25 protein-coding genes are annotated in these 24093 nt (G+C 63.5%); 5 read left to right on the top strand and 20 right to left on the bottom strand.

The genetic code is table 11. The annotated features are described in order from the left end of the window. Nucleotides 1-63: 63 nt before the first annotated feature. Together MR825_RS07580 and MR825_RS07575 are read left to right on the top strand one after the other, a co-directional pair. Nucleotides 64-1665, top strand: a complete 1602-nt coding sequence (locus MR825_RS07580) for a peptide chain release factor 3 (protein WP_287879946.1) — start codon at nucleotides 64-66, stop codon at nucleotides 1663-1665. Nucleotides 1666-1875: 210 nt separating this feature from the next. Further along, complete coding sequence (locus MR825_RS07575) at nucleotides 1876-2304, top strand: hypothetical protein (RefSeq protein WP_287879943.1); 429 nt, start codon at nucleotides 1876-1878, stop codon at nucleotides 2302-2304. A gap of 48 nt (nucleotides 2305-2352) precedes the next feature. Here MR825_RS07575 and MR825_RS07570 read toward each other — a convergent pair whose 3' ends face one another. The 3 genes from MR825_RS07570 to MR825_RS07560 are packed head-to-tail and all read right to left on the bottom strand — an operon-like array spanning nucleotide 2353 to nucleotide 4404. Continuing rightward, a complete protein-coding gene (locus MR825_RS07570; RefSeq protein ID WP_287879942.1) occupies nucleotides 2353-2760 on the bottom strand; it encodes a PaaI family thioesterase in 408 nt (135 codons plus the stop codon). Then, nucleotides 2744-3667 carry a SufB/SufD family protein gene (locus tag MR825_RS07565; RefSeq protein ID WP_186906744.1) on the bottom strand — a complete coding sequence of 308 codons (924 nt, stop codon included), beginning with the start codon at nucleotides 3665-3667 and terminating at the stop codon, nucleotides 2744-2746. Before MR825_RS07565 ends, MR825_RS07570 begins: the two co-directional genes overlap by 17 nt. Then, the gene (locus MR825_RS07560) at nucleotides 3664-4404 is read right to left on the bottom strand and encodes an ABC transporter ATP-binding protein (protein ID WP_186906743.1); all 741 of its coding nucleotides are present in this window, start codon (nucleotides 4402-4404) and stop codon (nucleotides 3664-3666) included. Before MR825_RS07560 ends, MR825_RS07565 begins: the two co-directional genes overlap by 4 nt. Before the next feature lie 163 nt (nucleotides 4405-4567). Here MR825_RS07560 and MR825_RS07555 point away from each other — a divergent pair, with 163 nt between their 5' ends. After that, nucleotides 4568-5275, top strand: a complete 708-nt coding sequence (locus MR825_RS07555; RefSeq protein ID WP_186906742.1) for a rubrerythrin — start codon at nucleotides 4568-4570, stop codon at nucleotides 5273-5275. Nucleotides 5276-5292: 17 nt separating this feature from the next. Here the strand turns inward: MR825_RS07555 and MR825_RS07550 are convergent, their stop codons facing one another. The 17 genes from MR825_RS07550 to MR825_RS07470 form a co-directional block, all read right to left on the bottom strand. After that, nucleotides 5293-6213, bottom strand: coding sequence for a hypothetical protein (locus MR825_RS07550; protein ID WP_186906741.1), 921 nt, complete (start codon nucleotides 6211-6213; stop codon nucleotides 5293-5295). Then, nucleotides 6197-6430, bottom strand: a complete 234-nt coding sequence (locus tag MR825_RS07545; protein WP_186906740.1) for a helix-turn-helix domain-containing protein — start codon at nucleotides 6428-6430, stop codon at nucleotides 6197-6199. Before MR825_RS07545 ends, MR825_RS07550 begins: the two co-directional genes overlap by 17 nt. 9 nt (nucleotides 6431-6439) lie before the next feature. Then, nucleotides 6440-7387: a hypothetical protein gene (locus MR825_RS07540; RefSeq protein WP_287879937.1), complete on the bottom strand. Its 948-nt coding sequence runs from the start codon at nucleotides 7385-7387 to the stop codon at nucleotides 6440-6442. Between the two features lie 131 nt (nucleotides 7388-7518). After that, nucleotides 7519-8232, bottom strand: a complete 714-nt coding sequence (locus tag MR825_RS07535) for a V-type ATP synthase subunit D (RefSeq protein WP_186906738.1) — start codon at nucleotides 8230-8232, stop codon at nucleotides 7519-7521. A 3-nt stretch (nucleotides 8233-8235) separates the two neighbouring features. Next, nucleotides 8236-9618: a V-type ATP synthase subunit B gene (locus MR825_RS07530; protein WP_287879935.1), complete on the bottom strand. Its 1383-nt coding sequence runs from the start codon at nucleotides 9616-9618 to the stop codon at nucleotides 8236-8238. After that, complete coding sequence (locus MR825_RS07525; RefSeq protein WP_287879934.1) at nucleotides 9615-11393, bottom strand: V-type ATP synthase subunit A; 1779 nt, start codon at nucleotides 11391-11393, stop codon at nucleotides 9615-9617. Before MR825_RS07525 ends, MR825_RS07530 begins: the two co-directional genes overlap by 4 nt. A 137-nt stretch (nucleotides 11394-11530) precedes the next feature. After that, nucleotides 11531-11851 (bottom strand): V-type ATP synthase subunit F, encoded by a 321-nt coding sequence (locus MR825_RS07520; RefSeq protein ID WP_186906735.1) that lies wholly within the window; start codon nucleotides 11849-11851, stop codon nucleotides 11531-11533. Then, a complete protein-coding gene (locus MR825_RS07515; protein ID WP_186906734.1) occupies nucleotides 11844-12842 on the bottom strand; it encodes a V-type ATPase subunit in 999 nt (332 codons plus the stop codon). Before MR825_RS07515 ends, MR825_RS07520 begins: the two co-directional genes overlap by 8 nt. A gap of 30 nt (nucleotides 12843-12872) precedes the next feature. Further along, nucleotides 12873-13463, bottom strand: coding sequence for a V-type ATP synthase subunit E (locus tag MR825_RS07510; RefSeq protein ID WP_186906733.1), 591 nt, complete (start codon nucleotides 13461-13463; stop codon nucleotides 12873-12875). 13 nt (nucleotides 13464-13476) lie between these two features. Further along, entirely contained in the window at nucleotides 13477-13971 is a 495-nt protein-coding gene (locus MR825_RS07505; protein ID WP_186906732.1) for a V-type ATP synthase subunit K, read from the bottom strand. Nucleotide 13972: 1 nt separating this feature from the next. Continuing rightward, nucleotides 13973-15997 carry a V-type ATP synthase subunit I gene (locus tag MR825_RS07500; RefSeq protein WP_287879930.1) on the bottom strand — a complete coding sequence of 675 codons (2025 nt, stop codon included), beginning with the start codon at nucleotides 15995-15997 and terminating at the stop codon, nucleotides 13973-13975. Continuing rightward, a complete protein-coding gene (locus MR825_RS07495; protein ID WP_287879929.1) occupies nucleotides 15997-16311 on the bottom strand; it encodes a hypothetical protein in 315 nt (104 codons plus the stop codon). Before MR825_RS07495 ends, MR825_RS07500 begins: the two co-directional genes overlap by 1 nt. A gap of 406 nt (nucleotides 16312-16717) precedes the next feature. After that, complete coding sequence (locus tag MR825_RS07490; protein ID WP_287879927.1) at nucleotides 16718-17806, bottom strand: putative glycoside hydrolase; 1089 nt, start codon at nucleotides 17804-17806, stop codon at nucleotides 16718-16720. 92 nt (nucleotides 17807-17898) lie between these two features. Further along, nucleotides 17899-18333, bottom strand: coding sequence for a MarR family winged helix-turn-helix transcriptional regulator (locus MR825_RS07485; protein WP_287879925.1), 435 nt, complete (start codon nucleotides 18331-18333; stop codon nucleotides 17899-17901). A 21-nt stretch (nucleotides 18334-18354) separates the two neighbouring features. Further along, the gene (locus MR825_RS07480) at nucleotides 18355-18996 is read right to left on the bottom strand and encodes an S-layer homology domain-containing protein (protein ID WP_287879922.1); all 642 of its coding nucleotides are present in this window, start codon (nucleotides 18994-18996) and stop codon (nucleotides 18355-18357) included. A 162-nt stretch (nucleotides 18997-19158) separates the two neighbouring features. Beyond that, the gene (locus MR825_RS07475) at nucleotides 19159-19428 is read right to left on the bottom strand and encodes a pro-sigmaK processing inhibitor BofA family protein (RefSeq protein WP_186906726.1); all 270 of its coding nucleotides are present in this window, start codon (nucleotides 19426-19428) and stop codon (nucleotides 19159-19161) included. Nucleotides 19429-19485: 57 nt separating this feature from the next. Continuing rightward, entirely contained in the window at nucleotides 19486-19743 is a 258-nt protein-coding gene (locus tag MR825_RS07470; protein ID WP_287879920.1) for a DUF2508 family protein, read from the bottom strand. Between the two features lie 447 nt (nucleotides 19744-20190). On the opposite strand from MR825_RS07470, the gene MR825_RS07465 reads away from it, so the two are divergent. Both MR825_RS07465 and MR825_RS07460 read left to right on the top strand, forming a co-directional pair. Beyond that, nucleotides 20191-22182: a DNA gyrase/topoisomerase IV subunit B gene (locus MR825_RS07465; protein WP_186906724.1), complete on the top strand. Its 1992-nt coding sequence runs from the start codon at nucleotides 20191-20193 to the stop codon at nucleotides 22180-22182. A 258-nt stretch (nucleotides 22183-22440) separates the two neighbouring features. Continuing rightward, nucleotides 22441-24093, top strand: a 1653-nt coding sequence (locus tag MR825_RS07460; RefSeq protein ID WP_287879915.1) for a DNA gyrase subunit A, incomplete at its 3' end; no start/stop codon positions are given.

Raw genomic sequence — 24093 nt, 5'->3', positions numbered from 1 at the left:
CTGCGTGCCAATCGGCGCGTGGGCTGATCCCGGCCCCGCGCCCTGTTCTGGAGGTTATCCGCTATGTCTCAGTATCAATCCGAAATCAATCGCCGCCGCACCTTTGCCATCATCAGCCATCCGGACGCGGGCAAGACCACGCTGACGGAAAAATTCCTGCTCTACGGCGGGGCCATTGCCCAGGCCGGTATCGTCAAGGGCAAGAAGAATTCCCGCGCCGCCACCTCCGACTGGATGGAGATCGAGAAGCAGCGCGGCATCTCCGTCACCTCCTCGGTAATGCAGTTCCAGTACGAGGGCTTCTGCATCAATATTCTGGATACCCCCGGCCACCAGGACTTCTCCGAGGACACCTACCGCACCCTGATGGCCGCCGATTCCGCCGTAATGGTCATTGACGCCGCCAAGGGTGTGGAGGCCCAGACCCGCAAGCTCTTTAAGGTCTGCGCCATGCGGGACATCCCCATTTTCACATTTATAAACAAAATGGACCGGGAAGCCCGGGATCCCTTTGAGCTGTGCGAGGAGCTGGAAAAGGAGCTCGGTCTGGAAACCTACCCGGTCAACTGGCCCATCGGCTGCGGCAAGGAATTTCAGGGCGTCTATGACCGGGGCAGGGGCGAGATCATCCACTTCACCTCCAACGGCGGCGCCAAGGCGGCCACCGCCACGGAAGTGCTTCTGGACGATCCCAACCTGGACGCGCTCATCGGGCCGCGGCTGCACGCCCAGCTCTCCGACGACATCGAGCTGCTGGACGGCGCGGCGGCGGAGTTCGACCTGGAGCGCGTGCGCCACGGCAAGCTCTCTCCCGTGTTCTTTGGCTCCGCTCTCACCAACTTCGGCGTGGAGCCGTTTCTGGAGGAGTTCCTGCGCATGACTACCGCTCCGCTGCCCCGAACGGCCGGAGAACTGGTGGTCGACTGCATGGACGACGACTTCTCCGCCTTCGTCTTCAAGATCCAGGCCAACATGAACAAAGCCCACCGGGACCGCATCGCCTTCCTGCGGGTGGTATCCGGCCGGTTCGACGCGGACAAAGAGGTCTACCATGTCCAGGCCGGTAAGAAGATCCGCCTTTCCCGGCCCCAGCAGCTCATGGCCGCCGAACGGGAGATCATTGAGGAGGCCTACGCCGGCGATATCATCGGCGTGTTCGACCCGGGCATCTTCTCCATCGGAGATACCCTGTGCGCTCCGGGTAAAAAATTCCGGTTCGACCCCATCCCCACCTTTGCCCCCGAGCATTTCCGCCGGGTGCGCAGTCTGGACACCATGAAGCGCAAGCAGTTTTTGAAGGGCATGGAGCAGATCGCCCAGGAGGGCGCCATCCAGATCTTCAAAACGCCCTATACCGGCATGGAAGAGGTCATCGTGGGGGTGGTGGGCACCCTTCAGTTCGACGTGCTGGAGTACCGCTTAAAGAACGAGTACAATGTGGAACTCTATATGGAGGGCCTGCCCTACGAATATCTGCGCTGGATCCGGAGCGCGGACGGCGAGCCGGTGAAGGAGGAGAACCTCATCCTGGGCACCGACGTAAAGCTGGTGGAGGACTATAAGGGCAATCAGCTGCTGCTGTTTGGGTCTCAATGGGCCATCGGCTGGACCCAGGAGCGGAACCGGGATCTGACCTTCTATGAATTCGGCGGCGGGATCGCCTGAATGCAAGCCAAGACCACGCGTGAAACGCGTGGCTTGAACAAGCCCTAAAAGGGCATGGTGAGGCCAGCGCCGAAACGACGCCGGCTTTCGCCCCGCGAAAGTCGCTAAAGCGGGCAAAACAGGTCCCCGGCATCCAACTGGATGCGGGGACCTGTTTTGCGCACCTCTTCCGCCGTCGGCGGATAGACTGGAATAAAAGGAGGGCCTTGCATGCAGGAGACCAATTCGCGGCAGACACTCTGCAGCCAATTAAAAACAGTGGACGCCTCTTTGCTGTTTCTGCTGTTCATCATTCTTTCCGTCGTGCTGTCCTACGCCGCCGTTGGGATACAGCGCCGCCAACTGGCAGATACGCTAGCCGGAAACACGCAGGCCGCGGCGGCGCTGCCGCCGGTCTTTCCGATCCGCTGCTGCGCCAGCGCCCTGGTAATCGGCGCCCTGGGCTTTTTCCTGTGTCTGGCTCTGACCGCCTGGCAGCAGGCTTTCCAGGGCGACGACCCCGTCGCCCGAAAATCAGCCGCCGCCAACCTGTGCGCCTCTGTGCTGGTCCTGGCGGCCGCCCTGCTGCGGCTGGACGATCTGCTCTTTTTGCAGCGATGCCAGCCCGCTTTGGAAGAAAGCGACGACCTGCCCGTTTAAGCGGTGCAAAAGGGGGACAGGAAATCCTGTCCCCCCCCCCCCGGTATCCTATTTCGGCAGCTCTCCCACCCGGAAGAAGGTGAAGCTCCCGCAGGCCAGCGGCTTCCCGGCCGTGTCGGTGATGGTTACGTCGCACACCACGATCGTGCGCCCCGCCTTCCGGACCTCGGCGGCACAGCGGACCTCCCCCTTCTGAGCAGGCGCGAGAAAATTCAGGTTGCTGCTCAGGGTCACATACTGTCCGCCCAGCCCGTGGGCGGCACAGCCCGCTATGGTGTCCGCCAGGGTGACCAGGCAGCCCCCGTGGACGATACCGTTGGGGTTCAGGCTGCTCTCGTCCGCATGCAGGACGCCCTCGGCGCAGCCCTGCTCGATCCTTGTGACAAAAATACGGCTGTTGGTGGAAAACGTGCCCGCTTGATTGACCCGCTCCAGCAGCTTACTGTAAAAATCCATCGAGTATCTTCTCCTCTGCCTCCTGCTCCGTCAGGCCCAGAGTCATAAGCTTGAGGATCTGATCTCCCGCAATGCGGCCGATGGCCGCCTCATGGATCAGCTGGGCGTCTACGCTGTTGGCCACAATGGCCGGGATGGAGGAAATTTTGGCCTGCCCCATGATGATGGAATCACACTGCACATGACCAAAGCACTTTGCATTGCCGGTCATCCTGGGATAAAATACCTGTCTGGAGCCGTCCTGGGCCACGGAGCGGGAGATGACCCGTCCGTTGGCGTCCGCTCCGTCCAGAATGATCTCCATATCGCTCTCGGCGGTCTGGTCGCCGTGGGTCAGCAGTTTTTCCGTAATGACGACCTCGGCTCCCCTGGCAGCCACGACCTTGGTCTCCCGCTTGGTGGAGTCCACGCCCCGGATCTGGGTGGTCTCCATGTGGATGGACGCCCCTTCTTCCAGATATACCACCGTCCGGGGATTCATGACGCGCTTTCCCGTGCCCGGTCCCTCGCCGTAGTGGCGCTCCACATAGCGGACTTTGGAATTCTTCCCCACGTAAAAGGTATGCTCCCCATCGTGCTGGCTGGTCTCACAGCCGGTATTGTGGATGCCGCAGCCGGCCACGATGTCCACGTCGCAGTCCTCTCCGATGAAAAAGTCGTTATATACCATCTCGGACATACCGGTCTGGGTAATGATGACCGGGATGTGGACCGACTCGTTCCGGGTACCGGACTTGATGCGGATATCGATGCCCGGCTTGTCCGGCTCGGTCTTGGTGGTGATCTCGATATTGGCGGTGCTCGCGCGGGAGTCCAGCTGCCCGTTGCGGCGGATGTTGTAGGCCCCCTGAGGGGTCTTCTCCAACTCCGCGATCTCCTTCAGGAGTTTCCAATCGGTGTGATTCACTGTGCCGCCCCCTCCGTCATATAGCTGCACCCGGACAGGGTGTTGGCCAGGATCTGAGGGAATATTTCTTCCTTGGGCCCGTATTTGCTCACCCGGCCGTCGCTGATCATCACGATCTCATCCGCCAGATTGATGATCCGCTCCTGATGGGAGATGATGAGCAGGGTGGCTTCCCGCCGCCGGTGGATGGCCTGGAAGGTCTCGGTCAGCTTGGCGAAGGACCACAGATCAATGCCCGCCTCCGGCTCGTCGAAGATCATCAGCCCGGCCTTGCGGGCCAGAATGGTGGCGATCTCAATGCGTTTGACCTCGCCGCCGGAGAGGGATGCGTCCACCTCCCGGTCGATATAGTCGTGCGCGCACAGGCCCACCTTGGTCAAGTACTGGCAGCCCTCCTCCCGGGTGAGGGAGTCGCTGCCCGCCGCCAGCGCCAGCAGGTCCTTGACCTTCAGCCCTTTGAACCGCGGAGGCTGCTGGAAGCCGTAACTGATCCCCAGCCGCGCCCGGCCGGTGATATCCATCTGCGTGATATCGGCGCCGTTCCAGAGGATGCTTCCCCCCGTGGGCTGCACCAGGCCCATAATCGCCTTGGCCAAGGTGGTCTTGCCGCCCCCGTTGGGGCCGGTGATGACCACCAGCTTGTAGTCCTCCACCGTCAGGGAAACGTCGTTGAGGATGCCCAGTTCCTGGCCGGACTCCCCCTCCACCTGGTAGCTGAGGCCCTTGATTTCCAACATAAGCCGTTGCTCCTTTGTACATGGTGATTTCCGTGATTAAATATTGTAACATGCCCATCCGGAAAAAACAAGTATGTCCGCCGTTTCCCGGCCTCCTCCGGGGCATCCGGTCCGGATGGCGCATAGTATGGCTTAGATTCTATGCAGATTAGGAGGCAAATCCATGGAACAAGATAAACTGCCCTGCACCCCGCCCGATTCCCCGGACTACCCCTGCGACCGGGAGGTCTTTGAGCGGGTCTGGCGGCGGGTCATGCCGGAGGATCGGCCCGACTGCCCCTTCGTGCTGGATGAAGCAGCCGCCGCCCAGCCCGCGGCAGAAGCCGCGTCCCTCCCGGAAGGCCCTGCGGCCACCGCCGCCGCGCCCGGGGTCCTGTCCGTTCCGGCCATGCGCCCCGCCATGCCCATGCCCATGCCCCAGGAGGAGTCCGGCTGCGCGCCGGAACACGACGTACCCTGTCTGGGCGCGGCCTCGGCCGTATACGGCGCCCAGCTCCAGCAGTACATAGACCACGAACTGGCCGACTGGCGGACGTATCAGCTTCTCTCCCGGCGGGCCACAGGCACCGGCGGCAAGGTCCTCTCCACGATGGCCGCGGACGAGCGCCGCCACGCCAAGCGTTTGTCCACCGCGTATTTCCTGATCTCCGGCGTGCGCTACTGGCCGGTGGAGCGTCCGGCCGCCGCCCTTGCCTGCGCCTTTCCCGCCGCCCTGCGGGAACGCTTTGCGGAAGAGCAGCGGGGCGAGCTCTCCTATCTGGCCGCGGCGGAGGAGACCGGAGACCCCTGTCTGCGGGAGCTCTATCTGGAGCTGGCCGGGGATGAAAACGCCCACGCCTGGCTGCTGCGCGGCATTCTGGAGCAGCTGTAGCACGGTAGGGGCGGGTGTCACACCCGCCCCTCAGCCTGCACTCCGATGGTAAGGAAAACCGGACGGCCCAGACCCGCCTCATCCAAAAACCACGCCGTATGCATCAGCGGCCCGCCTTCCGGGGCAAGGTCGTAGACGGTGCGTTTCACGCCGCCGTCCTCGTCCCGCTCGGCCACCAGCACCCACTGGGTCTGCGGCAGAAGGGATATCGACTCCTCCGCCCGGCTTCCGTCCAGCACGCAGGCCGCCAGCGGTTCGTCCGAGCCGCCGTACTGGGTGACCGTTACCGTCTGCAGCGGCTGAACGGCCTGCAGGGAGACCTCCACGGAGAAGGAGGTGCTGTGCGTCTCGCCGTTCTCCGTTACGCTCTGCTGCCAATGTTCCGTGACGGTCATGCCGCCCGCCCCGCCGTAGCTGTTGCCGCTGCCGTCCAGATAGAGGCGCCCGTCCTCCGTCTGATACACCCGGTAGAGGGTAACAAAGCGCTCTTCCTCTCCCGCCCGGAAATAAACGGTGCCGGAGATGGTTTCCTCCTCCCCCTGGTCCGTCGACTTGTAGGCCATGTTCGGATGCGCCAGCTCCACGCTGCTGCTGTTCACCAGGTCTCCGTTTTCCTCCACACTCTGATAGAGGAAGCAGTTACGCCCCTCCAGACCGGGGAAGTCATACCGGCCCCGCTCCGCGTCGTACACCCCGAACAGCACGCTGCGCGGGAACGACAGCGCCCCAAAGCGCCCGGTATCCAGCGTCTGACTGCCGTATTCCGTCCAGCTGCCGTCGTCATAAGGGGTCTGCCTTGCACCGAACGCCACATGGAAGCCCACAAAGCGGTCCGCCTGCCCCTCCGGCCCCGGCGCGGCCAGCGGCACGGTCCCCAGAGCCGCCAGCACCGCCGCGGCCGCCGCAAGCAGCGCCAGGCGCCTACCCATCCGTTTCATCATCCTCCTCCAATCTTCCGTCAAAATGCAGAATATCGCCCACGTCACAGTCCAGGTAATAACAAATGCGGTTGATGGTATGGAACCGCACGCCGCTTGCCTTCCCGCTGCGCAGGATGGAAAGGTTTGCCTCGGTGATGCCGACCTTGGCGCACAGCTCCTTGGCCGTCATGCCCCGCGCCTTGAGCACATCGCTCAGAGATACCCGTATGGCCATGGCGCGCCCTTAAATAATGCTCTGGTTGTCGTCGTGGATAGCCTTGCCCTGTTGAAAGTAGCGGCACAGCAGAAAGAGCGCCGCTGAGAGCGCCACGCTCACCAACGGCAGGGTCATGGTAAACGAGACCTTCCGCAGCTGGGGCAGCAGGAGCAGCTGGAGCAGGTTGCCGCCCACGCACAGGAGGATGGCGCATTGGGCCGTCCGGCGGCAGCGCTCCGCGGTGATCCGGCAAAGCTCCACCGTCTCCGCCCCGAAGGGCTCCCGCTCCAGTGCCCGGGCCAGCCGGGCGCCCCACAGGAGTACCGCCGCCCCCAGGAAGCTGGGCGTCAGCCCCAGCAGCGTCAGGACAGCGCCAACTCCGTTGGTGCGCGCCGCCCCCGCCGGATCGCCGGTGTTGCCCGCGGTCACCGCCGCGGCCTGGGCCAGAAAGCCGCTCAGCGCCCCCCATACGGCCAGGAACACCAGCAGCGCCGCCGCGCCGGTCAGCAGGCCCCGGAACAAGCGGGACAGCCCCGCCTCCTTCTCCAGGCGCCGCAGCAGACGGAGCACCGCGTATCCGGCCAGGGTGGCAAACAGGGCGCCCCCCGCCGCCAGCGCCCAAACGCCGGTGAGCTCCAACGTCTCCTGTCCGATCAGGGCGGCCCGATTGGCAAGCCGGTAGAGGCTGTACAGAAGCTGGGCGGCCAGCAGCAGCAGCGCGTCCTCCCAGTACAGCCTGCGCCTGCGCCGCTGATACCACAGCCATCCCAACGGCAGTCCTGCCGCCGCCAGGCAGATGGCCCAGGCGGCCAGATTTCCGGCGTATCCCAGTCCGGAGAGCGCGCGCAGGCCATCCCCAATGCCGTCAATCAAGCCCAGCCCGGCCCGCAGTCCCATCCCCCACTCCGTCAGGCCGGCCAGCACCGCTCCCAGCGCGGCCGCCGCGGTCAACAGGAGCGCCTCCCGTTTTGTCATGTGCTCTCCCTCCAAATTATCGTTTTGCAATAATTTCTTTTTCAGTTTAGCGGAACTATTATCGTTTGTCAATCATTTTTTTGACGCCAAAAGGCCCCCATCCAAGTCATGGATGGGGGCCTTTTGCTGGATCAGATGCTCTCCGGATCGTCCAGGCGGCCGCCAAAGGCCTCCACGGCCCTGGCGTCCTCCTCCCGCTTCTCCTCAATGGCTTCCTTGAGAAGCATATCCTTGACCTTCATCAGTCGGATCGTGGAAGAGCGTTCGTTTTCATCCAGCTTCATGGAGATATACTTGATGGCCTCCTGCATCTGAGGGATCTTCACATACTCCAGCGCGTTGACGCGCCGCCGGGTCTTCTCGATCTCCTCCGCCAGCAGCTGGGAGGTCTTTTCGATCTGGGCCAGGCGCAGCATATCCTGAAAGATTCCGGAAAGGGCGTCCACCGCGTCGTCCAGTTCGCCCGAAGTGGTGGCAAAGCCGTAGGGATAGATCTCCCCGGCGTCGTCGCTCTTGGTCTTGAACTGATAGACGGGCACGTTCACGGACATGACGTTCTGGAAGGTCATGTCCAACTCCACGCTCTGTTTGGGGTAGAGCAGGGACTGCTCCAGCATCTCGGAGGACATGACCGCCGAGGCCACGGTGAAGGAGCCGTGGGCCCGGATCAGGGCCGCCTCCACCTTGGCGCGGAGCGCCCGGTTCTCCCGCACGACGTCCATAAACTGCTTCATCAGCTCATCCCGCTTGTCTTTGAGCAGCTTATGGCCCCGGATCGAGGTCTTGAGCCGGCCCTTCAGCCGGGTCAGCTCCTGCCGGGTGGGGTTTACGTTAATTGCGGGCATGACTTACCCCTCCTTTTTCGGGAGGTATTTGTCGATCAGCTCCGGCTTGATGCGTTTGAGCTCCGCCTTCGGGAGGATGGAAAGCAGCTCCCAGCCCAGGTCCAGCGTCTCTTCGATCGAGCGGTTTTCGTCGGTGCCCTGGGAGACATAGCGCTTTTCAAACTCGTCGGCAAACCGGGCGTACAAAAGGTCGGTGGGGGACAGGGCCGCCTCGCCCAGGATGGACATGAGTTCCTTGTTCTCCTTGCCGGTGGAATAGGCGGCAAAGAGCTGGTTCATGGTCCCCGCGTGATCCTCCCGGGTCTTACCGGGGCCCACGCCCTTGTCCTTCAGGCGGGACAGGGAGGGCAGCACGTCCACCGGGGGATTGACGCCCTTGCGGTAGAGCTCGCGGCTGAGGATGCTCTGCCCCTCGGTGATATACCCGGTCAGGTCGGGGATGGGGTGGGTCTTGTCGTCCTCGGGCATGGTGAGAATGGGGATGAGGGTGATGGAGCCGCTCTTGCCCAGCTGACGGCCGGCCCGCTCGTAAATGGTGGCCAGGTTGGTGTACAGATAGCCCGGATAGCCGCGGCGGCCGGGGACTTCCTTCTTGGCCGCCGACACCTCGCGCAGGGCCTCGGCGTAGTTGGTGATATCGGTCATGATGACCAGTACGTGCATGCCCTTCTCAAAGGCCAGATATTCCGCGGCGGTGAGGGCCATGCGGGGTGTGGCGATACGCTCCACAGCGGGGTCGTTGGCCAGGTTGGTAAAGAGCACGGTGCGGTCGATGGCGCCGGTACGGCGGAACTCCTCCACGAAGAAGTTGGACTCCTCAAAGGTGATGCCGATGGCGGCGAAGACCACGGCGAAATTGCCCGCGTCGTCCCCCAGCACCTTGGCCTGGCGGGCGATCTGGGCCGCCAGGGCCGCGTGCGGCAGGCCGGAGCCGGAGAAAATGGGCAGCTTCTGTCCGCGCACCAGGGTGTTCAGGCCGTCGATGGTGGAAATGCCGGTCTGAATAAACTCGTTGGGGTAGTCCCGGGCGGCCGGGTTCATGGGCAGGCCGTTGATGTCCCGGAACTCCTCGGCCAGGATCTCCGGTCCGCCGTCGATGGGACGGCCCATGCCGTTGAACACCCGCCCCAGCATGTCGCCGGATACGCCCAGCTCCAGCGGGTGGCCCAGAAAACGGATCTTGGACTCGGCCAGGTTGATGCCGGCAGATGCCTCGAACAGCTGCACAACGGCGTTGTCGCCGTTGACCTCCAGCACCTGGCAGCGGCGGGTGCTGCCGTCGGGCAGCTCGATCTCGCCCAGCTCGTCATAGGTGACGCCGGAGACCTTGCGCACCACCATCAGGGGGCCGTTGATCTCCTGTATGGTACGGTATTCACGGATCATTCCTCAGCACCTCCCTTGGCGGCGGCCGCTTCGATCTGCTCGGCCATCTCGCGGGCCATGTCCGCATAAACGGCGGGATATTCGCTGTCGGGTACGCTCTTGGCCCGGCCCATCTTTTCCCGGAAGGGGATCTCGAACAGGTCGGCCACCCTGGCGCCCTTCTCGATGGCGGCGCGGCAGAGCCGGTCATACTCCAGGATCATGCCCAGCATCTTGTCCTGCCGGTCATAGCTGGAGTACCAGTCCACCTCCAGAAAGCCGTTCTGCTGGAGGAAGTCCTCCCGCAGCATCTTGGCCGTCTCCAGGGTCAGCTGGTCGGCGGCGGAGAGGGAGTCCTTGCCCACCAGCTGCACGATCTCGTTGAGGCTGGCCTCCTCCTGAAGGATGGACATGGACTTATCGCGATTGATCATGAACTGCTTGCCCAGGTGCTCGTCATACCAGGGCTTGAGGGAGTCCAGATACAGGGAATAGGAATTGAGCCAGTTGATGGCGGGGAAATGGCGGCGGTAGGCCAGCGAGGAATCCAGCGCCCAGAACACCTTGACGATGCGCATGGTAGCCTGGCTCACGGGTTCGCTCAGGTCGCCGCCCGGGGGGGAGACCGCGCCCACGGCGGTCAGGGAACCCCGGCGGCCGGCGTCAGAGCCGATGCACGCCACCATGCCGGCCCGTTCGTAGAACTGGGCCAGGCGGGAGGACAGATAGGCGGGGTAGCCCTCTTCGCCGGGCATCTCCTCCAGGCGGCCGGACATCTCGCGCAGGGCCTCGGCCCAGCGGGAGGTGGAGTCGGCGATGACGGCCACATCATAGCCCATGTCCCGGAAATACTCGGCGATGGTGATGCCGGTGTAGATCGACGCCTCACGGGCGGCCACGGGCATGTCGGAGGTGTTGGCGATGAGCACCGTCCGCTTCATCAGGGACTCGCCGGTACGCGGGTCCACCAGTTCGGGAAACTCCCGCAGCACGTCGGTCATCTCATTGCCGCGCTCGCCGCAGCCGATGTAGATGACGATATCCACGTCCGACCACTTGGCCAGCTGGTGCTGCATGACGGTCTTGCCCGAGCCGAAGGGGCCGGGGATGGCGGCGGTGCCGCCCTTGGCCACGGGGAACATGGCGTCCACGATCCGCTGGCCGGAGAGCAGGGGCGTCCTGGGGGGGTACTTGTGCCGGTAGGGCCGCCCCACACGGACGGGCCACTTCTGCACCATGGTCAGCTCGTGGCGCGCCCCGTTTGCGTCCACCAGCACGGCCACCGTATCCAGCACCGTGAAGGCGCCGGACTGGATGGACTCGATGGTTCCGCTCATGTTGGGGGGAACCATGATCTTATGGAGCACCACGCTGGTCTCCTGCACGGTGCCCAGCACATCGCCGCCGGTGACCTGGTCGCCCGGTTTGGCCACGGCATCGAACTGCCATTTCTTTTCCCGGTCCAGGGCGGGCACCTCTACGCCGCGGGGCAGGTTGTTGCTCCCCGCCTTTTTCATGATGCCTTCCAGCGGACGCTGGATACCGTCGTAAATATTTTCGATGATACCGGGGCCCAGCTCCACGGACATGGGCGCGCCGGTGGTCTCCACCGCCGCGCCGGGGCCCAGGCCGGAGGTCTCCTCATAGACCTGGATGGACGCGGCGTCGCCGTTCATGGTGAGGATCTCACCGATCAGGCGCTGCTCTCCCACCCGGACCACGTCGGCCATATTGGCGTCCTTCAGCCCGGTGGCCACCACCAGCGGGCCGGAGACTTTGACGATTTTTCCGCTCAAATTGACTCAACCTTCTTTCACGTCGGGGGGCGCGGGCGGGTGCGGGCACCCGCCCCTGCGAAGCACCCCGCCTCCCGGAGTTTCCGCCGCAGGCGGCGCGACGGTTTTGTATCCAGGGGGAAGCATCCTCCCCCGGACTATAGAATATCCGCGCCTACAGCCCGTTCCACAGCGCTCTTCACGTTGGCCATACCGATGCCCAGGCTGCCGTCCTTGCCGGGGATGAGGATGACCGCGGGGGTCAGCTCATCCTTGTAACGGTCCACATCGGCCTGCATCCCGGCGGCATACTGCTCGGTAAGATAGATCACCGCGTAGTCCTCCTTTGCCAGGGTATGGAGGATCCTGCGGGCCTCCTCCGCCGTCTCGGCCGGAAAGACGTCCAGGCCCAGCGCCTTGAACCCCAGGACGCTGTCCTTGTCGCCCAGGACCGCGATCTTGTATCCACTGTTAGACATAGGCTTCACGCAGCCTTTCCCGGATGGTGTCCGCGTCCAGACCGGCCATACGGCCGGAGAGAATGGTACGGATGGCGGTAAACTCGTTTTCCCTGGCGTACAGGTAGCCCACCACCGCCTGCTCCCCAAACGGGATGCGGCGGGCGCGGGTCAGGTAGGCCATAACCGCGTCGTCGCAGGCGCGCTCAAAGGCGGTCAATTCCCCGCTGCCGGCCGCGGAAAGGGAATCCCCCAGAGCGGCGGCCTCGGCGAGCGCTCCCGCCCGGAATGCGGCGGACAGGTCGCCTCCCTTGCGGCTGGCCAGGGTACGCGCATCCACGCTGCCGCCGCTCAGGAGCACCTGATGGAGAAAATCGCTTCCCTTCCCCATCCGGGCCGAGCGTACGGCGGAGCGCAGGTTAGTGGCGTCGGTGAGCAGGCGCACGTAGCCCTGGAGGAATGCGCTGCCGGTCGCTTCCGCGGCGGCGTGCATCTCCTCAAAATAGGCCCGGTCCAGCACAAAGTCGGCCAGCTGGGGGTCGCCCCCGGCGTTCAGAAGCTCCTGCGCCTGCGTCACCGCGCGGCGAAAGGGCTCCGTGAAGTCCCGCAGGCTGTCCCGCTGAAACGCGTCCTTCACCGCGCCGGCGCTCCAGCGCCCCCCCCCGGACAGGAGGCGGTCGGCTTCCGCGCCCACCGCCTGGGCCTTGAGCAGCACCTTGGCGTTGTGGTAGTCGTATTTCATCTGAAACACTTCCACCAGCCCGGGATCAGGCACCGCGCTGCGCAGTTCCCGATACAGCGCCGCCCTGGCCTGGGCCAGCAGGGCGTCCAGGGCGGTATGGGTCAGCTCCGTCAGCTCCCCGTAACCGCACTCGGAAAGGACCTTGACGGCCTCGTCGTCCGTATGGGCCTCCAGCATCCGCTCCATGCGCTCACGGGTGAGCAGCTTGTTCTCCATGGCCCGGATGCGGGTGGATATGGTCAGGTAGTCGGTATCTTTGATCTTAGTCAAGACATTGCCTCCATTCGTCCGGAGTGCGCGTCAATCTCCGAAGAGGATCTGGGCGACCGGGCGGTCCAGCGCGCCCCGCTGGAGACGCACCAGGGTCTCAAAGCTGCAATTGACCTCCACATCCCCGTCGCTGAGGATCACCCCGCCCTGGATGGGGCGGGTCTGCTCGGACAGGGTGAGCCGGCCGCCGTTCAGGCGCTCGTTGGCCGCGGTGACCACCTGCTTGCCATAGCGGGTGCGGTCCTTCTGGGAGAGGATGACCGCCTCCCGGCCGGTGACGGCGGCCTTCACCGCCAGGTCGGCCAGCAGGGCTGTGTACTCCTGCTCCGGCAGGTTCAGCAGCTGCTCCAGCGCCTTGTCGTAGGCCCTGGAGAGCATCTCCTGCTTGGCCGCCAGCTCCAGCTTGCGGCACTCCAGCTGGGCCACGCTGGCCAGCCGCTCCACCCGCTCGTCGGCGTTCCGCCGGCCTCGGGCCAGGATGTCCTCGCACTCGCGCTTTGCCTGCGCGTCATACCGTGCGGCGATCTCGTCGGCCTGGCGGCGGGCTTCGGCGGTCAGCTCGTCGATCTCCCGCCCCACATCCTCCGCGATGCGTCCGGTGATTTTTTCGATTCCGTCCATAGCGTATCCCCGCTCAGAAGCCGAACATGATCATCAGGAAGGAGATCAGCAGGGAGAGGATGGCATAGAACTCCACGATGATGCACAGCACCATGCCCTTGGACCAGTCGTTGGGGTTCTTGGCCACGATGTTGACCGAGGCGGCGGCCACCCGGCCCTGGGCGATGCCGGACAGCAGGCCGCCCAGCGCCATGGGCAGGCAGGCGGCCAGGATCAACAGGCCGTTGGCCACCGTGAGTTCACCGACGGTTCCGGCAAACAGGCCCATCTTCATCAAAGCCAGAAAGCCGATGACCAGGCCGTATAGTCCCTGGGTGCCGGGGATGACCTGCAGGATCATGCACTTGGAAAATTGGGAGGGGTCCTCGGCCAGCAGGCCGGCGCCCGCCTCACCGGCGATACCGGTACCCTTGGCGGAACCGACGCAGGCAAGGCCCGCAGCAAGGGCCGCGCCCAGGAACCCGAAGAAGGGGCCGCCGTATTGGGCAATCAATTCACCGAAATTCATGTTACTGTTCCTCCTTGATGTCTACATATTTTGTGGCGATGTTCAGGGGGCGCCAGGGGCGGCCGCCCTCTTTATAGAACTGTTTAAAAAACTCCAGATATTGCAGGCGGGACGTGTGCACATAGGTGCCGATCACGTTCAGGCCAATGTTGAATGCGTGGCCGACGAGGAAGACCAGGAAGAAAATGGGGATCCCGATCACAGGGGGCAGGCCGCCGCCGGGCATGGCGCCCAAGATATTGAACACCTGACCGATGACGGAACCCGCCAGCATCATGACCATCAGGCGGGAATAGGAGAGGATATCCCCGAAGTAGCCGGTCACGCCGTTGTACACCGCTCCGATCACGGCGGTCACCTTTCCAATGCCCTTGGCGTTGCGGCCCTGCGCCAGCAGCATGACGCAGCCCACGATCAGCACGACCGGGATGCCGTTCACGCTTCCGATGCCGGAGATTCCGGCCATATTCACGGCAAACAGGCCGATGCCGATGAAAATGACCCACCAGGTCCCCACATCCCAGACCGCGTCCATGATCTGACCGTCCCGGCACAGCATCCAAAACTTTACTGCCATGCCCACCACGATCTGTACCAGGCCCACGGCCAGGGAGAAGATGAGCACGGTCATCGGCTCGTTCATCACGTCCAGCAGGGGGGCCGGCAGACCGCTCCCTTCCGGAACTGAGAGGAAGGGCACCGCCGGTTGGGGCAGGCCCAGCATGTTGGTAAACTGATACAGAAAGTCCGAGAAGAAACCGCCCGTCAGCAGGCCGATCACCGCGGAGGAGATGCCGCACAGGATCATCAGCCGCACCAGCTGGCCGAATCCTCCCTTGGGCTTAACCTTCCACTGGAGGAAGGCGCAGGCCCCCGCCAGGATCAGGCCGTAGCCCAGGTCGGCGAACATAAACCCGAAAAAGAAAATATAGAACGGGGCCATCAGGCCGTTGGGGTCCACCCCGTCGTAGGCCGGCAGGGAATACATCTCCGTAATGGTCGTCAGCGGCTCGGTAAGCACGTTGCTTTTGAGCTTGACCGGCACCGCCGGGTAGTCCTCCGCCGCCGGGACCTCGGTCTCCCAGCAGCAGGTGAACTTCCCAAGGCGCTCCAGAAGCCTCGCCTCGTCGGGTACGGGCACCCATCCCTCCAAAAAGAAGGCCAGGTCCGTGTCCAGCAGGCGGCAGCGGGCTTCCTCCCGGGTGATCTCCTGGCAGGCCCGGTCCAGGCACTGCTCCAGCGCCGCCGCTTTGGGGGCGCAGCCGGCCGCCTCTTCCTTGGCCCTGCGCAGCGCTTCCTCGGTCTCGGCCATCCGCGCGTCCAGAGCCCGGTCGTTCTCGGCAGCGGTGCCGGTCCAGCCCCGCAGGGCAGAGCGGGAAAAGCCGTACTCCTTCAGCACCGCCTGGCAGGTCTCCTCCTGGCTCTTGTGGCAGAGGAGCACAAAATAGTGCAGCTCCGCGTCGCTCCCCGCCCGAAGAAGCGCCGCCAGGTCCGTCTCGGCCGCCAGCGCCCCCTCCAGGGCGTCCAGATCCACCGCGGCCGCCACGGTACCGAAGAAGACCGCCACATCCTGGGTGGAGGCGGTCTCCAGGGGGATGTCCAGCGCCAGCCAGGGCGCCAAAGCCAGCTTCTGGGCCTTGAGCTTGCCCTGTTCGGCGTACAGAGCGGAGATTTGCCGCTCCAGCGCATTGAGGCGTCCGGCATCGTCCAGGGCGGCGCGGTAGGCCTCGTTATCAAAGAGCGCGGCCTCCGTGATCACCGGCCGGGGCTTAAACAGGGAACCTTTTTCCTTGGGCGCGTATTTTTTCAGGGTCTTGAGCGCGGCCTCGGCGCCGGACTTCGCCTCCCGCGCCTGATGGAGCGCCGCCGTGTCCGGCCGGGTCAGCGACGCCCAATCCGGGTCGTCCCGCCAATCGGACGGCTCGTCGATCTCCACGCAGCCCATGTGCTGAAGCAGCCGCAGCATCTCTTCCCGCTCCGAGCGCATGCCGATCAGCCGCAGCCGCTTCATTTTGACGATGGACATCAGCTATTCACTACCCTTCTCACGATGCTTTGGGCGGCTTCGGCCAGGCGGCCCTCCGCCTTCCCGCGCAGGGCTTCGCAGGATTCCCGGGTCTGCGCCGTCACCGTCTGCGCATTCCGGGCCGCTTTTTCCTCCGCTTCCTTCAGGAGGGCGCGGGCCTGCTCCTCCGCCTGGGCGCGCGCCTGCTCCAGCCGGGCCCTGCCCGCCCGCTCCGCCTCCGCCACCAGGCGTTTTGCCTGGGCTTGGGCCTCGGTCTTGCGGGCCTGGTTGGCCTGCTCCGCCTGCGTCACCTGCTTGATTGCCTCCAGAGACATAATTCTCACCGCCTTTCCGAAATGGCGCTCACGGCGCTCATCAAGCGGACGGCTGGCGGGTCTTGGCCGCCAGCCGTCACTCCGCCGAGCACCGGGTACGCCGCGTCATTTTGACAAAAAACAAATTCTCCCGATCATACCCAAATGATACTTCATACAGCGCAGAATTTCAAGTTTAAAATTGTCGGTTTAGTTTTTTGCTTCTTTCGTTTTTTGCAAGGCCAGCGACATTTTCGTGCAGATTTACTGCAAAACTTTTGTACATCCCCTTTCAATCAAAACATTTTCCCGGTTCTTGCGTCATTCTCGCCAAAGTTTTTGGCAAAAGTTTGTGCAGTTTGCGGCGCTCCTTTTTGCAGAAACAAAACCGAGCAGGGACGCGTCTGCAAGCACGTCCCTGCTCGGTTCATTCGGTTGGCGTCCGAGTCAGCACAGCCCAATTCTCCCCTGCGCCGGCAGGGGCTTCGGTCACGGGCACCAGGCGCCCGGCGGGCAGGCCGGCGGCGCGCAGCGTCTGCTCATAGGCGCTCTCGTCCCCTGCCGGCACCGCGACATAGACCCGCCAGGCATGCTCCGCAAGCCAGGCCGCGGTCTGGCCGCTGCGGTCGCTTGCCTCGCCGGTCAGCACCGCCTGGCTGCTCCCAAAGGAGACTTTAAGCTGGGGGTAATCGGCCAGGGCCTCTTCCAGCTCCCGGCAGAAGGTCTCCAGCGCGTCGGTCAGGCCGCCGGGATCATAATTCTCTCCGGCGACGATATAGTCCACCTGGCCCTGGGCCGGAAAGGCGCAGTTTTCCAGCAAAAGTTCGTCAAAGCCCAGTTCAGCCAGTTCGGCGCACACGCCGATCACATACTGCCGGGCGGCCGCATTGGCGGCGCTGAGCCAGCGGCAGTCTCCCTCGTCCCGCCAGTTGCCCGCGCTGCTTTTGATGCCCAGGCTCATGTCGGCGCGGGGAATCGCGTTGTCCCGGAAGCAGGACACCCGGGCGACCGTATACAGCTCCCCCGCATTCAGGCCCCGGATGGCCCCGTTGATGGCCGGGTCGGCTGCGGACACGCCCCCCGCCTGCGCCAGCTCCAGGCTGGAGATATACCCCAGGCTTCCGTCGTCGGCTTTCATATCAAAGACCGCCGCGGCAGCCCCCGCCCGGCGCACCTGCTCCTCCGCCGTGCCGTCGTAGAGGGCCTCGCGGGGCAGCAGCACCCCCTGCATCAGCGTTTCCGGCTCGGGCGTGGCCGTGGGCGCCGGTGTGGGAACCGGGCTGTCGATCACCAGAGGAGCACTCCCCGCAGGCTCCGGCGGGTCCTCAGCGCCCCCCTTTTGAACGAAGGGCAGATCCAGCCGGATGCCGTCGGAAGAGTAGACGATATGCCCGTCCATCAGCAGCAGCGTGGCTACCGCCAGCACCAGAAGGACGACCAGCAGCACGATGACCACCTTCAGGGCCGTGCGCAGCCGGCTGCGCCCGTGATAGGTGCCATACCCCTTGGCCGCCATCCGCCGTCACCTCCTCCGCAAACCAAATCAATCATAGGATGCAGATATTATAGCACGATTTTCCCCGGAAAAAAACTGCTCCGGGCACTTTTTTATTCCCGGTCCTCCTGAAGCGCGAGGGCCGCATCCAGCTTCTTCAGCGCTGCGGCCACCAGATCCCGGTCCTCCTGCGTCATACCGCTCATCAGGGAACGGAAATAGCCCCCGACGTCGGTGGCCGCCCGGCGGCGCAATTGCCGGTATTTCTCGGTCGCGCAGACATAGATCACCCGCCGGTCGGTCTCGCTGCGCTGCCGCTGGGCAAGGCCCAGTTTCTCCAGCCGGTCCACGATGCCCGAGACCGTGCTGTTTGCGCTGCCGGTACGCTCGGCCAGCGTGCTGATGGGTACCGGCCCGTCCTCTCCCAGCACCGTGAGGACCAGAGCCTGAGGAAACGTCAAATTCAGACGCCCGAAATGCGTGCGGAACTGCTGGGACATATGCTGGGTCACCCGCAGATAAGACAGGAAAATATCGTGCTCTTCCATGTGTGCCCGCTCCTTTCTCTCTTAGCCCATGGCTGGGGTCATCAGCCGCTGCAGGATCACCGCCAGCTGGGCCCTGGTTGCCGCGCCGCCGGGATCGATCCGTCCGTCGCTGCCCTGGATCAGGCCCAGCCCCACCGCATGGGCCATGCCCTCCCGCGCCCAGGCGGAGATGCTTGCCGCATCGCTGTAAAGGCTCAGGGTGCCCTCCGCCACATCGCCGCCCTTATACTGGGCGTAGCGGTGGAGAAGGACGGCCAGCTCCTGCCGGGTGACCGCGCTGTCGGGATTGAAGCGCCCCTTGTCGTTGCCTGCGGCGATGCCCTTCCCCTTGGACCAGGCCGCCGCCGTCTCATACCAGGCCCCGGCGGCCGCGTCCGGGAAGGGGGCTTCCACCGAAAACGCCGGTGCGCCCTCCAGCCGCCACAGTACGGTCACCACGGTGGCGCGGGTCACCGCCGCGTTGGGGCTGAACGCAGCCTCGCTGGTACCGGTCATATATCCCCCCAGAGACACCGCCTCCACCGCCTCGGCATACCAGGCGTCCGCGGCGACGTCGGTGTAGGCGGGGACGGAGGCGGCCGGGGCTCCTGCAGCTGCGGCGGGCAGAGCCAGCGCCGCGCACAGGCACGCGGCGCACGTCAGGGCGGAGAGGCGTTTTTTCATGGGGACACTTCCCTTTCGTCATGGAGTGCCTCTCATTGTACGACATGGATTTTAAAAATCTGTGAACAAGCGCTGAATCCAACGAAATTTTAGAGAAACGTTATAAAATCCGCGTGGCGGGCCTGGGCCCGCCACGCGGACTGACTGCTGTTTTGATTTGATTCAGACGGCCAGCGCCCAGTTCATGAGCAACAGCAGCCCGAATCCGGGCGCGCCCAGTACGCCCAGCACCAACGCGTTGAGCAGGTTGACCCCCAGATTCACGCCCAGCACCCCGCCCACGCCGCTCAGGCACCACAGCACCGCCAGGCCCACCCCCGTCCGCGCCAAAACCCGGACCAGCCATTGCAGGGGCTTGCGCAGCGCGGCCAGCACGGCCACCAGGACCAGGCCGCCCACGATCCAGGGCAGGGCATTCAGCAGGCTTTCCAAGACCAGCCACCTCCCGTCAGGATATTTGCCAGTCCCTTGGCAGGCGCGCCTTCCGCGTCAGCTTATCTTGACCGTCCGCTCCCCGTCCAGCTCCTTTACCCGCCGGAGCAGATAGGAGTAGCGGGATTGGAGGGCGTTGATCTCAAATACGTACGATTCGATCAGATCGGCGTCGTGGGCCGTGTTGAAGCCCGAGTAGGCCTGTGCGATCAGAGTGCGGGTCTGGGCCAGGCTTTCCAGCAGGGCCCGGCGCTCCCGTTCCTGCTCACTCTCCCGCCGCCTGCGAAACACATAAGTCCTTTCTGCTTCTGCCATAGCGTCTCCTCCTTCTCTGGTTTCAGTCTATTTCCAGTTTGGACAAATATGACAGCCTCTATACCAAAAATCCCCAGGCATGTCCCGGAGCGGCCGGGACATACTAGAACCCGGACAGGCAAAGCATCTCCTTTTAAGCCGGTGCCGGGTGAGCTCACCCTCTGGCGAAAGGCGAAAGGAGACAGCGGCATTGGAACCCGTTTAAGGAAGACTTGAACCAGCCTCCAACGCCAACTGTCCGTTTCAGGAGGCCGCGCCAAAAAGCGCGGCCTCCTCTTTTTGACGGCACGCATACGCGGGCATCGTCCCGTTTCAGTATAAGCGTCTTTGGCCGCCCGGCGCCATTCCGCTCCCACGGAATGCGGACGCTCTTTTCCGCTTTGCTTGACACCCCGCCCCCAATTGGGATAAGATAAGATGTTAAAATATGTGAATGAGGAGAGGCCCATGGCTAAGAGCACTTCCCCCAAAAGTTACGGCAACGAATCCATCTCCGCCCTGAAGGGGGCCGACCGGGTACGCAAGCGTCCCGGCGTCATCTTCGGCTCCGACGGGTTGGAGGGCTGCGAGCATGCCGTATTCGAGATCCTGTCCAACGCCATCGATGAGGCCCGGGAGGGGCACGGCAGTCTCATCACCGTCACCCGGTATGAGGACAAATCCATTGAGGTGGAGGACTTCGGCCGGGGCTGCCCGGTGGATTGGAATGAAAAGGAACAGAAATTCAACTGGGAACTGGTCTTCTGCGAGCTGTACGCCGGCGGAAAGTACGGCAACAGCGAGGGGGACAACTATGAATACTCCCTGGGCCTGAACGGCCTGGGTTCCTGCGCCACCCAGTATGCCAGCGCCTATTTCGACGCGGTCATCCATCGGGACGGGTACGAGTACGCCCTCCACTTTGAAAAGGGCGAAAACGTGGGCGGCCTGCAGAAGACCCCCTACGCCGGGAAGAAGACCGGCTCGCGTTTTCACTGGAAGCCGGATCTGGAGGTCTTTACCGACATCGACATTCCCCTGGATTACTACCTGGACGTGCTCAAACGGCAGGCGGTGGTCAACGCGGGGGTGACCTTCCGCCTGCGCAATCAGGCGGGCGGCAAATTTGAGACCACCGATTTCCGGTATGAAAACGGCATCATCGACTATGTCTCCGAGCTGGCGGGGGAAAATGCCCTGACCGCGCCGGTATTCTGGCAGACCGAGCGCCGGGGCCGGGACCGCCCGGACAAGCCCGAATACAAGGTGAAGCTGAGCGTATCCTTCTGCTTTTCCAACACGGTGCAGCGCATCGAGCACTATCACAACTCCTCATGGCTGGAGCACGGCGGTTCTCCGGAAAAGGCGGTGAAGAGCGCCTTCGTCTCCGCCATCGACGGCTATCTCAAGCAGCAGGGCAAGTATCAGAAGAACGAGAGCAAGCTGACCTGGGCGGACGTGGAGGACTGCCTGGTGCTGGTCTCCAACAACTTTTCCACCCAGACCAGCTATGAGAACCAGACCAAGAAGGCCATCAACAACAAATTTGTCCAGGACGCCATGACGGAGTTCCTCCGCGCCCAGCTGGAGGTCTACTTCATCGAAAACCCTCAGGACGCAGGCAGGATCGCCGACCAGGCGCTTATCAACAAGCGCAGCCGGGAGAACGCCGAGCGCACGCGCCTGAACATCAAGAAAAAGCTCACCGGCGCCATGGATATCTCCAACCGTGTGCAGAAGTTCGTGGACTGCCGCACGAAGGACACCGCACGGCGGGAGCTCTACATCGTGGAGGGCGACTCGGCTCTGGGCAGCGTCAAGCTCTCCCGGGACGCGGAATTCCAGGGCATCATGCCTGTGCGGGGCAAAATCCTCAACTGCCTCAAGGCCGACTACGCCAAGATCTTCAAAAGCGAGATCATTACCGACCTGCTGAAGGTGCTGGGCTGCGGCGTGGAGGTGCACGACCGCCACGCCAAGGATATGGCGGCCTTTGACCTGGGCAACCTGCGCTGGAACAAGGTGGTCATCTGTACCGACGCCGACGTGGACGGCTTCCAGATCCGCACCCTCATCCTGACCATGCTCTACCGGCTCACCCCCACCCTGATCCAGCAGGGATATGTCTATATTGCCGAATCTCCGCTCTATGAGATCAATTACAAGGAGAAGACCTGGTTCGCCTATTCCGACAAGGAGAAAAACGAGATCGTGAACGGGGCGCTTTCCGGAAAGAAATGCGCCATCAACCGCTCCAAGGGTCTGGGCGAGAACGATCCGGAGATGATGTGGCTGACCACCATGAATCCCGCCACCCGCCGCCTCATCAAGGTCATGCCCGAGGATGTGGAGAACACCGCCGCCGTCTTCGACCTGCTGCTGGGGGACAACCTCCAGGGCCGCAAGGACCATATTGCAAACGAGGGCTATAAGTATCTGGAATTGGCGGATATCTCGTAAGGGAAGCGAGCATTTGGACGGAACGCCTCGCGGAAGGAGTACAGCGAGATCCGGTATTGGGGCGATTGGCTCCACAATGCCGGCGATCGGTCCCCAGTCCAATTCGCCATAGGTGCGCAGGCGCCCAGCGGCCCTTGTGTCTGCCCGCCGCTGCGGTAAAACTGCTGCAGGCTGTCCCCCAAAAGACGTTTTTGTACCGGTTTTGCCCGCCTCTCGCTTATAAATTTTTGATTTCCCCTCAGAAAAGGACTGATACCATTGGCGAAAAAGAAAGCCCCCGAGGAGGGGGCAAAGAAAGTCAACAACCCCAACGTCATGGGCCTGCGGCCCGAGGTGCTGGAACAGCCCATTACCGAGACGCTGGAAGTCAACTACATGCCCTACGCCATGAGCGTCATCGTCTCCCGGGCCATTCCGGAGATCGACGGCTTCAAGCCCTCCCACCGCAAGCTGCTGTACACCATGTATCAGATGCATCTGCTGGGGGGCGCGCGGACCAAGAGCGCCAACATCGTGGGGCAGACCATGAAATTGAACCCCCACGGGGACGCCGCCATCTACGACACCATGGTGCGCCTCTCCCGGGGCTACGGAGCCCTGCTGCACCCCCTGGTGGACTCCAAGGGCAACTTCGGCAAGGTCTACTCCCGGGATATGGCCTGGGCCGCCAGCCGGTATACCGAGGCCCGGCTGGATCCCGTCTGCGGGGAGCTCTTCCGGGATATCGACCAGGACACCGTGGACTTTGTGGACAACTACGACGGGTCCATGAAGGAGCCCGCGCTGCTGCCCACCACCTTCCCCAACGTGCTGGTCAGCGCGAATCAGGGCATTGCCGTTGGCATGGCCTCCAACCTGTGCGGCTTCAATCTGGGGGAGGTCTGCGACGCCGCCGTAGCCTTTTTGAACAATCCCGGGACGGATCTGCTGGGGGTCCTCAAGGCCCCGGACTTCCCCACCGGCGGCGCGCTGTTGTATGACGAGGCCGCCCTGCGGCAGATCTATGCCACCGGCCGCGGTTCCTTCCAGGTGCGCTCCAAATGGAGGCATCTGCCCAAGGAAAATCTGATCGAGATCTACGAGATCCCCTACACCACCACGGTGGAAGCCATAATGGACAAGGTGGCCGAGCTCATCAAGGCGGGCAAGATCCGCGAGATCGCCGACATGCGGGACGAGACCGATCTGAACGGCCTGAAGCTGACCATCGACCTGAAGCGGGGCGCCGATCCGGAAAAGCTGATGTCCAAGCTCTTCCGGTCCACCTCTCTGCAGGACTCCTTTGCCTGCAACTTCAACATCCTCATCGCCGGGATGCCCCGGGTGATGGGCGTGGGGGAGATCCTGGACGAGTGGACCGCCTGGCGGATGGACGGGGTGCGGCGGCGCACCTACTTCGTGATGAAGAAAAAGCAGGAGAAGCTGCACCTTTTGAAGGGACTCAAGCGCATCCTGCTGGACATCGACCGGGCCATCCGGATCATCCGCGAGACGGAGGAGGACGCCGAGGTGGTGCCCAACCTGATGATCGGCTTCGGCATCGACGACGTGCAGGCCGAGTATGTGGCGGACATCAAGCTGCGCAACATCAACCAGGAGTATATCCTCAAGCGGATCGAGGAGGTGGCGGGGCTGGAGGAGGAGATCGCCGATCTCCAGGCCATCATCAGCGACCCCGGCCGGATCAAACAGATCATCGTCTCCGAGCTGGAGCTCGTCAAGAAGAAATATGCCCAGCCGCGGCGCACCGAGATCGTCTACGAGTTCCAGGCCGCCGCCGAGGCGGAGGACGCGCAGGATGTTCCCGATTATCCGGTGCATGTCTTCTGCTCCCGGGAGGGATACTTCAAGAAGATCACCCCCCAGTCCCTGCGCATGAGCGGCGAGCAGAAGTATAAGGAGGGGGACGGC

Source organism: Lawsonibacter sp., from assembly GCF_022777125.1.
Taxonomy (GTDB): domain Bacteria; phylum Bacillota; class Clostridia; order Oscillospirales; family Oscillospiraceae; genus Lawsonibacter_A; species Lawsonibacter_A hominis.
Note: the sequence above shows the minus strand (reverse complement) of the source record. Positions and strands in the feature narration are given on the sequence as shown.

Coding starts and splice junctions, on each gene's coding strand:
- MR825_RS07580 (WP_287879946.1), top strand. CDS start 64: ATGTCTCAGTATCAATCCGAAATCAATCGCCGCCGCACCTTTGCCATC.
- MR825_RS07575 (WP_287879943.1), top strand. CDS start 1,876: ATGCAGGAGACCAATTCGCGGCAGACACTCTGCAGCCAATTAAAAACA.
- MR825_RS07570 (WP_287879942.1), bottom strand. CDS start 2,760: ATGGATTTTTACAGTAAGCTGCTGGAGCGGGTCAATCAAGCGGGCACG.
- MR825_RS07560 (WP_186906743.1), bottom strand. CDS start 4,404: ATGTTGGAAATCAAGGGCCTCAGCTACCAGGTGGAGGGGGAGTCCGGC.
- MR825_RS07555 (WP_186906742.1), top strand. CDS start 4,568: ATGGAACAAGATAAACTGCCCTGCACCCCGCCCGATTCCCCGGACTAC.
- MR825_RS07550 (WP_186906741.1), bottom strand. CDS start 6,213: ATGAAACGGATGGGTAGGCGCCTGGCGCTGCTTGCGGCGGCCGCGGCG.
- MR825_RS07545 (WP_186906740.1), bottom strand. CDS start 6,430: ATGGCCATACGGGTATCTCTGAGCGATGTGCTCAAGGCGCGGGGCATG.
- MR825_RS07540 (WP_287879937.1), bottom strand. CDS start 7,387: ATGACAAAACGGGAGGCGCTCCTGTTGACCGCGGCGGCCGCGCTGGGA.
- MR825_RS07535 (WP_186906738.1), bottom strand. CDS start 8,232: ATGCCCGCAATTAACGTAAACCCCACCCGGCAGGAGCTGACCCGGCTG.
- MR825_RS07530 (WP_287879935.1), bottom strand. CDS start 9,618: ATGATCCGTGAATACCGTACCATACAGGAGATCAACGGCCCCCTGATG.
- MR825_RS07520 (WP_186906735.1), bottom strand. CDS start 11,851: ATGTCTAACAGTGGATACAAGATCGCGGTCCTGGGCGACAAGGACAGC.
- MR825_RS07510 (WP_186906733.1), bottom strand. CDS start 13,463: ATGGACGGAATCGAAAAAATCACCGGACGCATCGCGGAGGATGTGGGG.
- MR825_RS07505 (WP_186906732.1), bottom strand. CDS start 13,971: ATGAATTTCGGTGAATTGATTGCCCAATACGGCGGCCCCTTCTTCGGG.
- MR825_RS07500 (WP_287879930.1), bottom strand. CDS start 15,997: ATGTCCATCGTCAAAATGAAGCGGCTGCGGCTGATCGGCATGCGCTCG.
- MR825_RS07495 (WP_287879929.1), bottom strand. CDS start 16,311: ATGTCTCTGGAGGCAATCAAGCAGGTGACGCAGGCGGAGCAGGCCAAC.
- MR825_RS07490 (WP_287879927.1), bottom strand. CDS start 17,806: ATGGCGGCCAAGGGGTATGGCACCTATCACGGGCGCAGCCGGCTGCGC.
- MR825_RS07485 (WP_287879925.1), bottom strand. CDS start 18,333: ATGGAAGAGCACGATATTTTCCTGTCTTATCTGCGGGTGACCCAGCAT.
- MR825_RS07480 (WP_287879922.1), bottom strand. CDS start 18,996: ATGAAAAAACGCCTCTCCGCCCTGACGTGCGCCGCGTGCCTGTGCGCG.
- MR825_RS07470 (WP_287879920.1), bottom strand. CDS start 19,743: ATGGCAGAAGCAGAAAGGACTTATGTGTTTCGCAGGCGGCGGGAGAGT.
- MR825_RS07465 (WP_186906724.1), top strand. CDS start 20,191: ATGGCTAAGAGCACTTCCCCCAAAAGTTACGGCAACGAATCCATCTCC.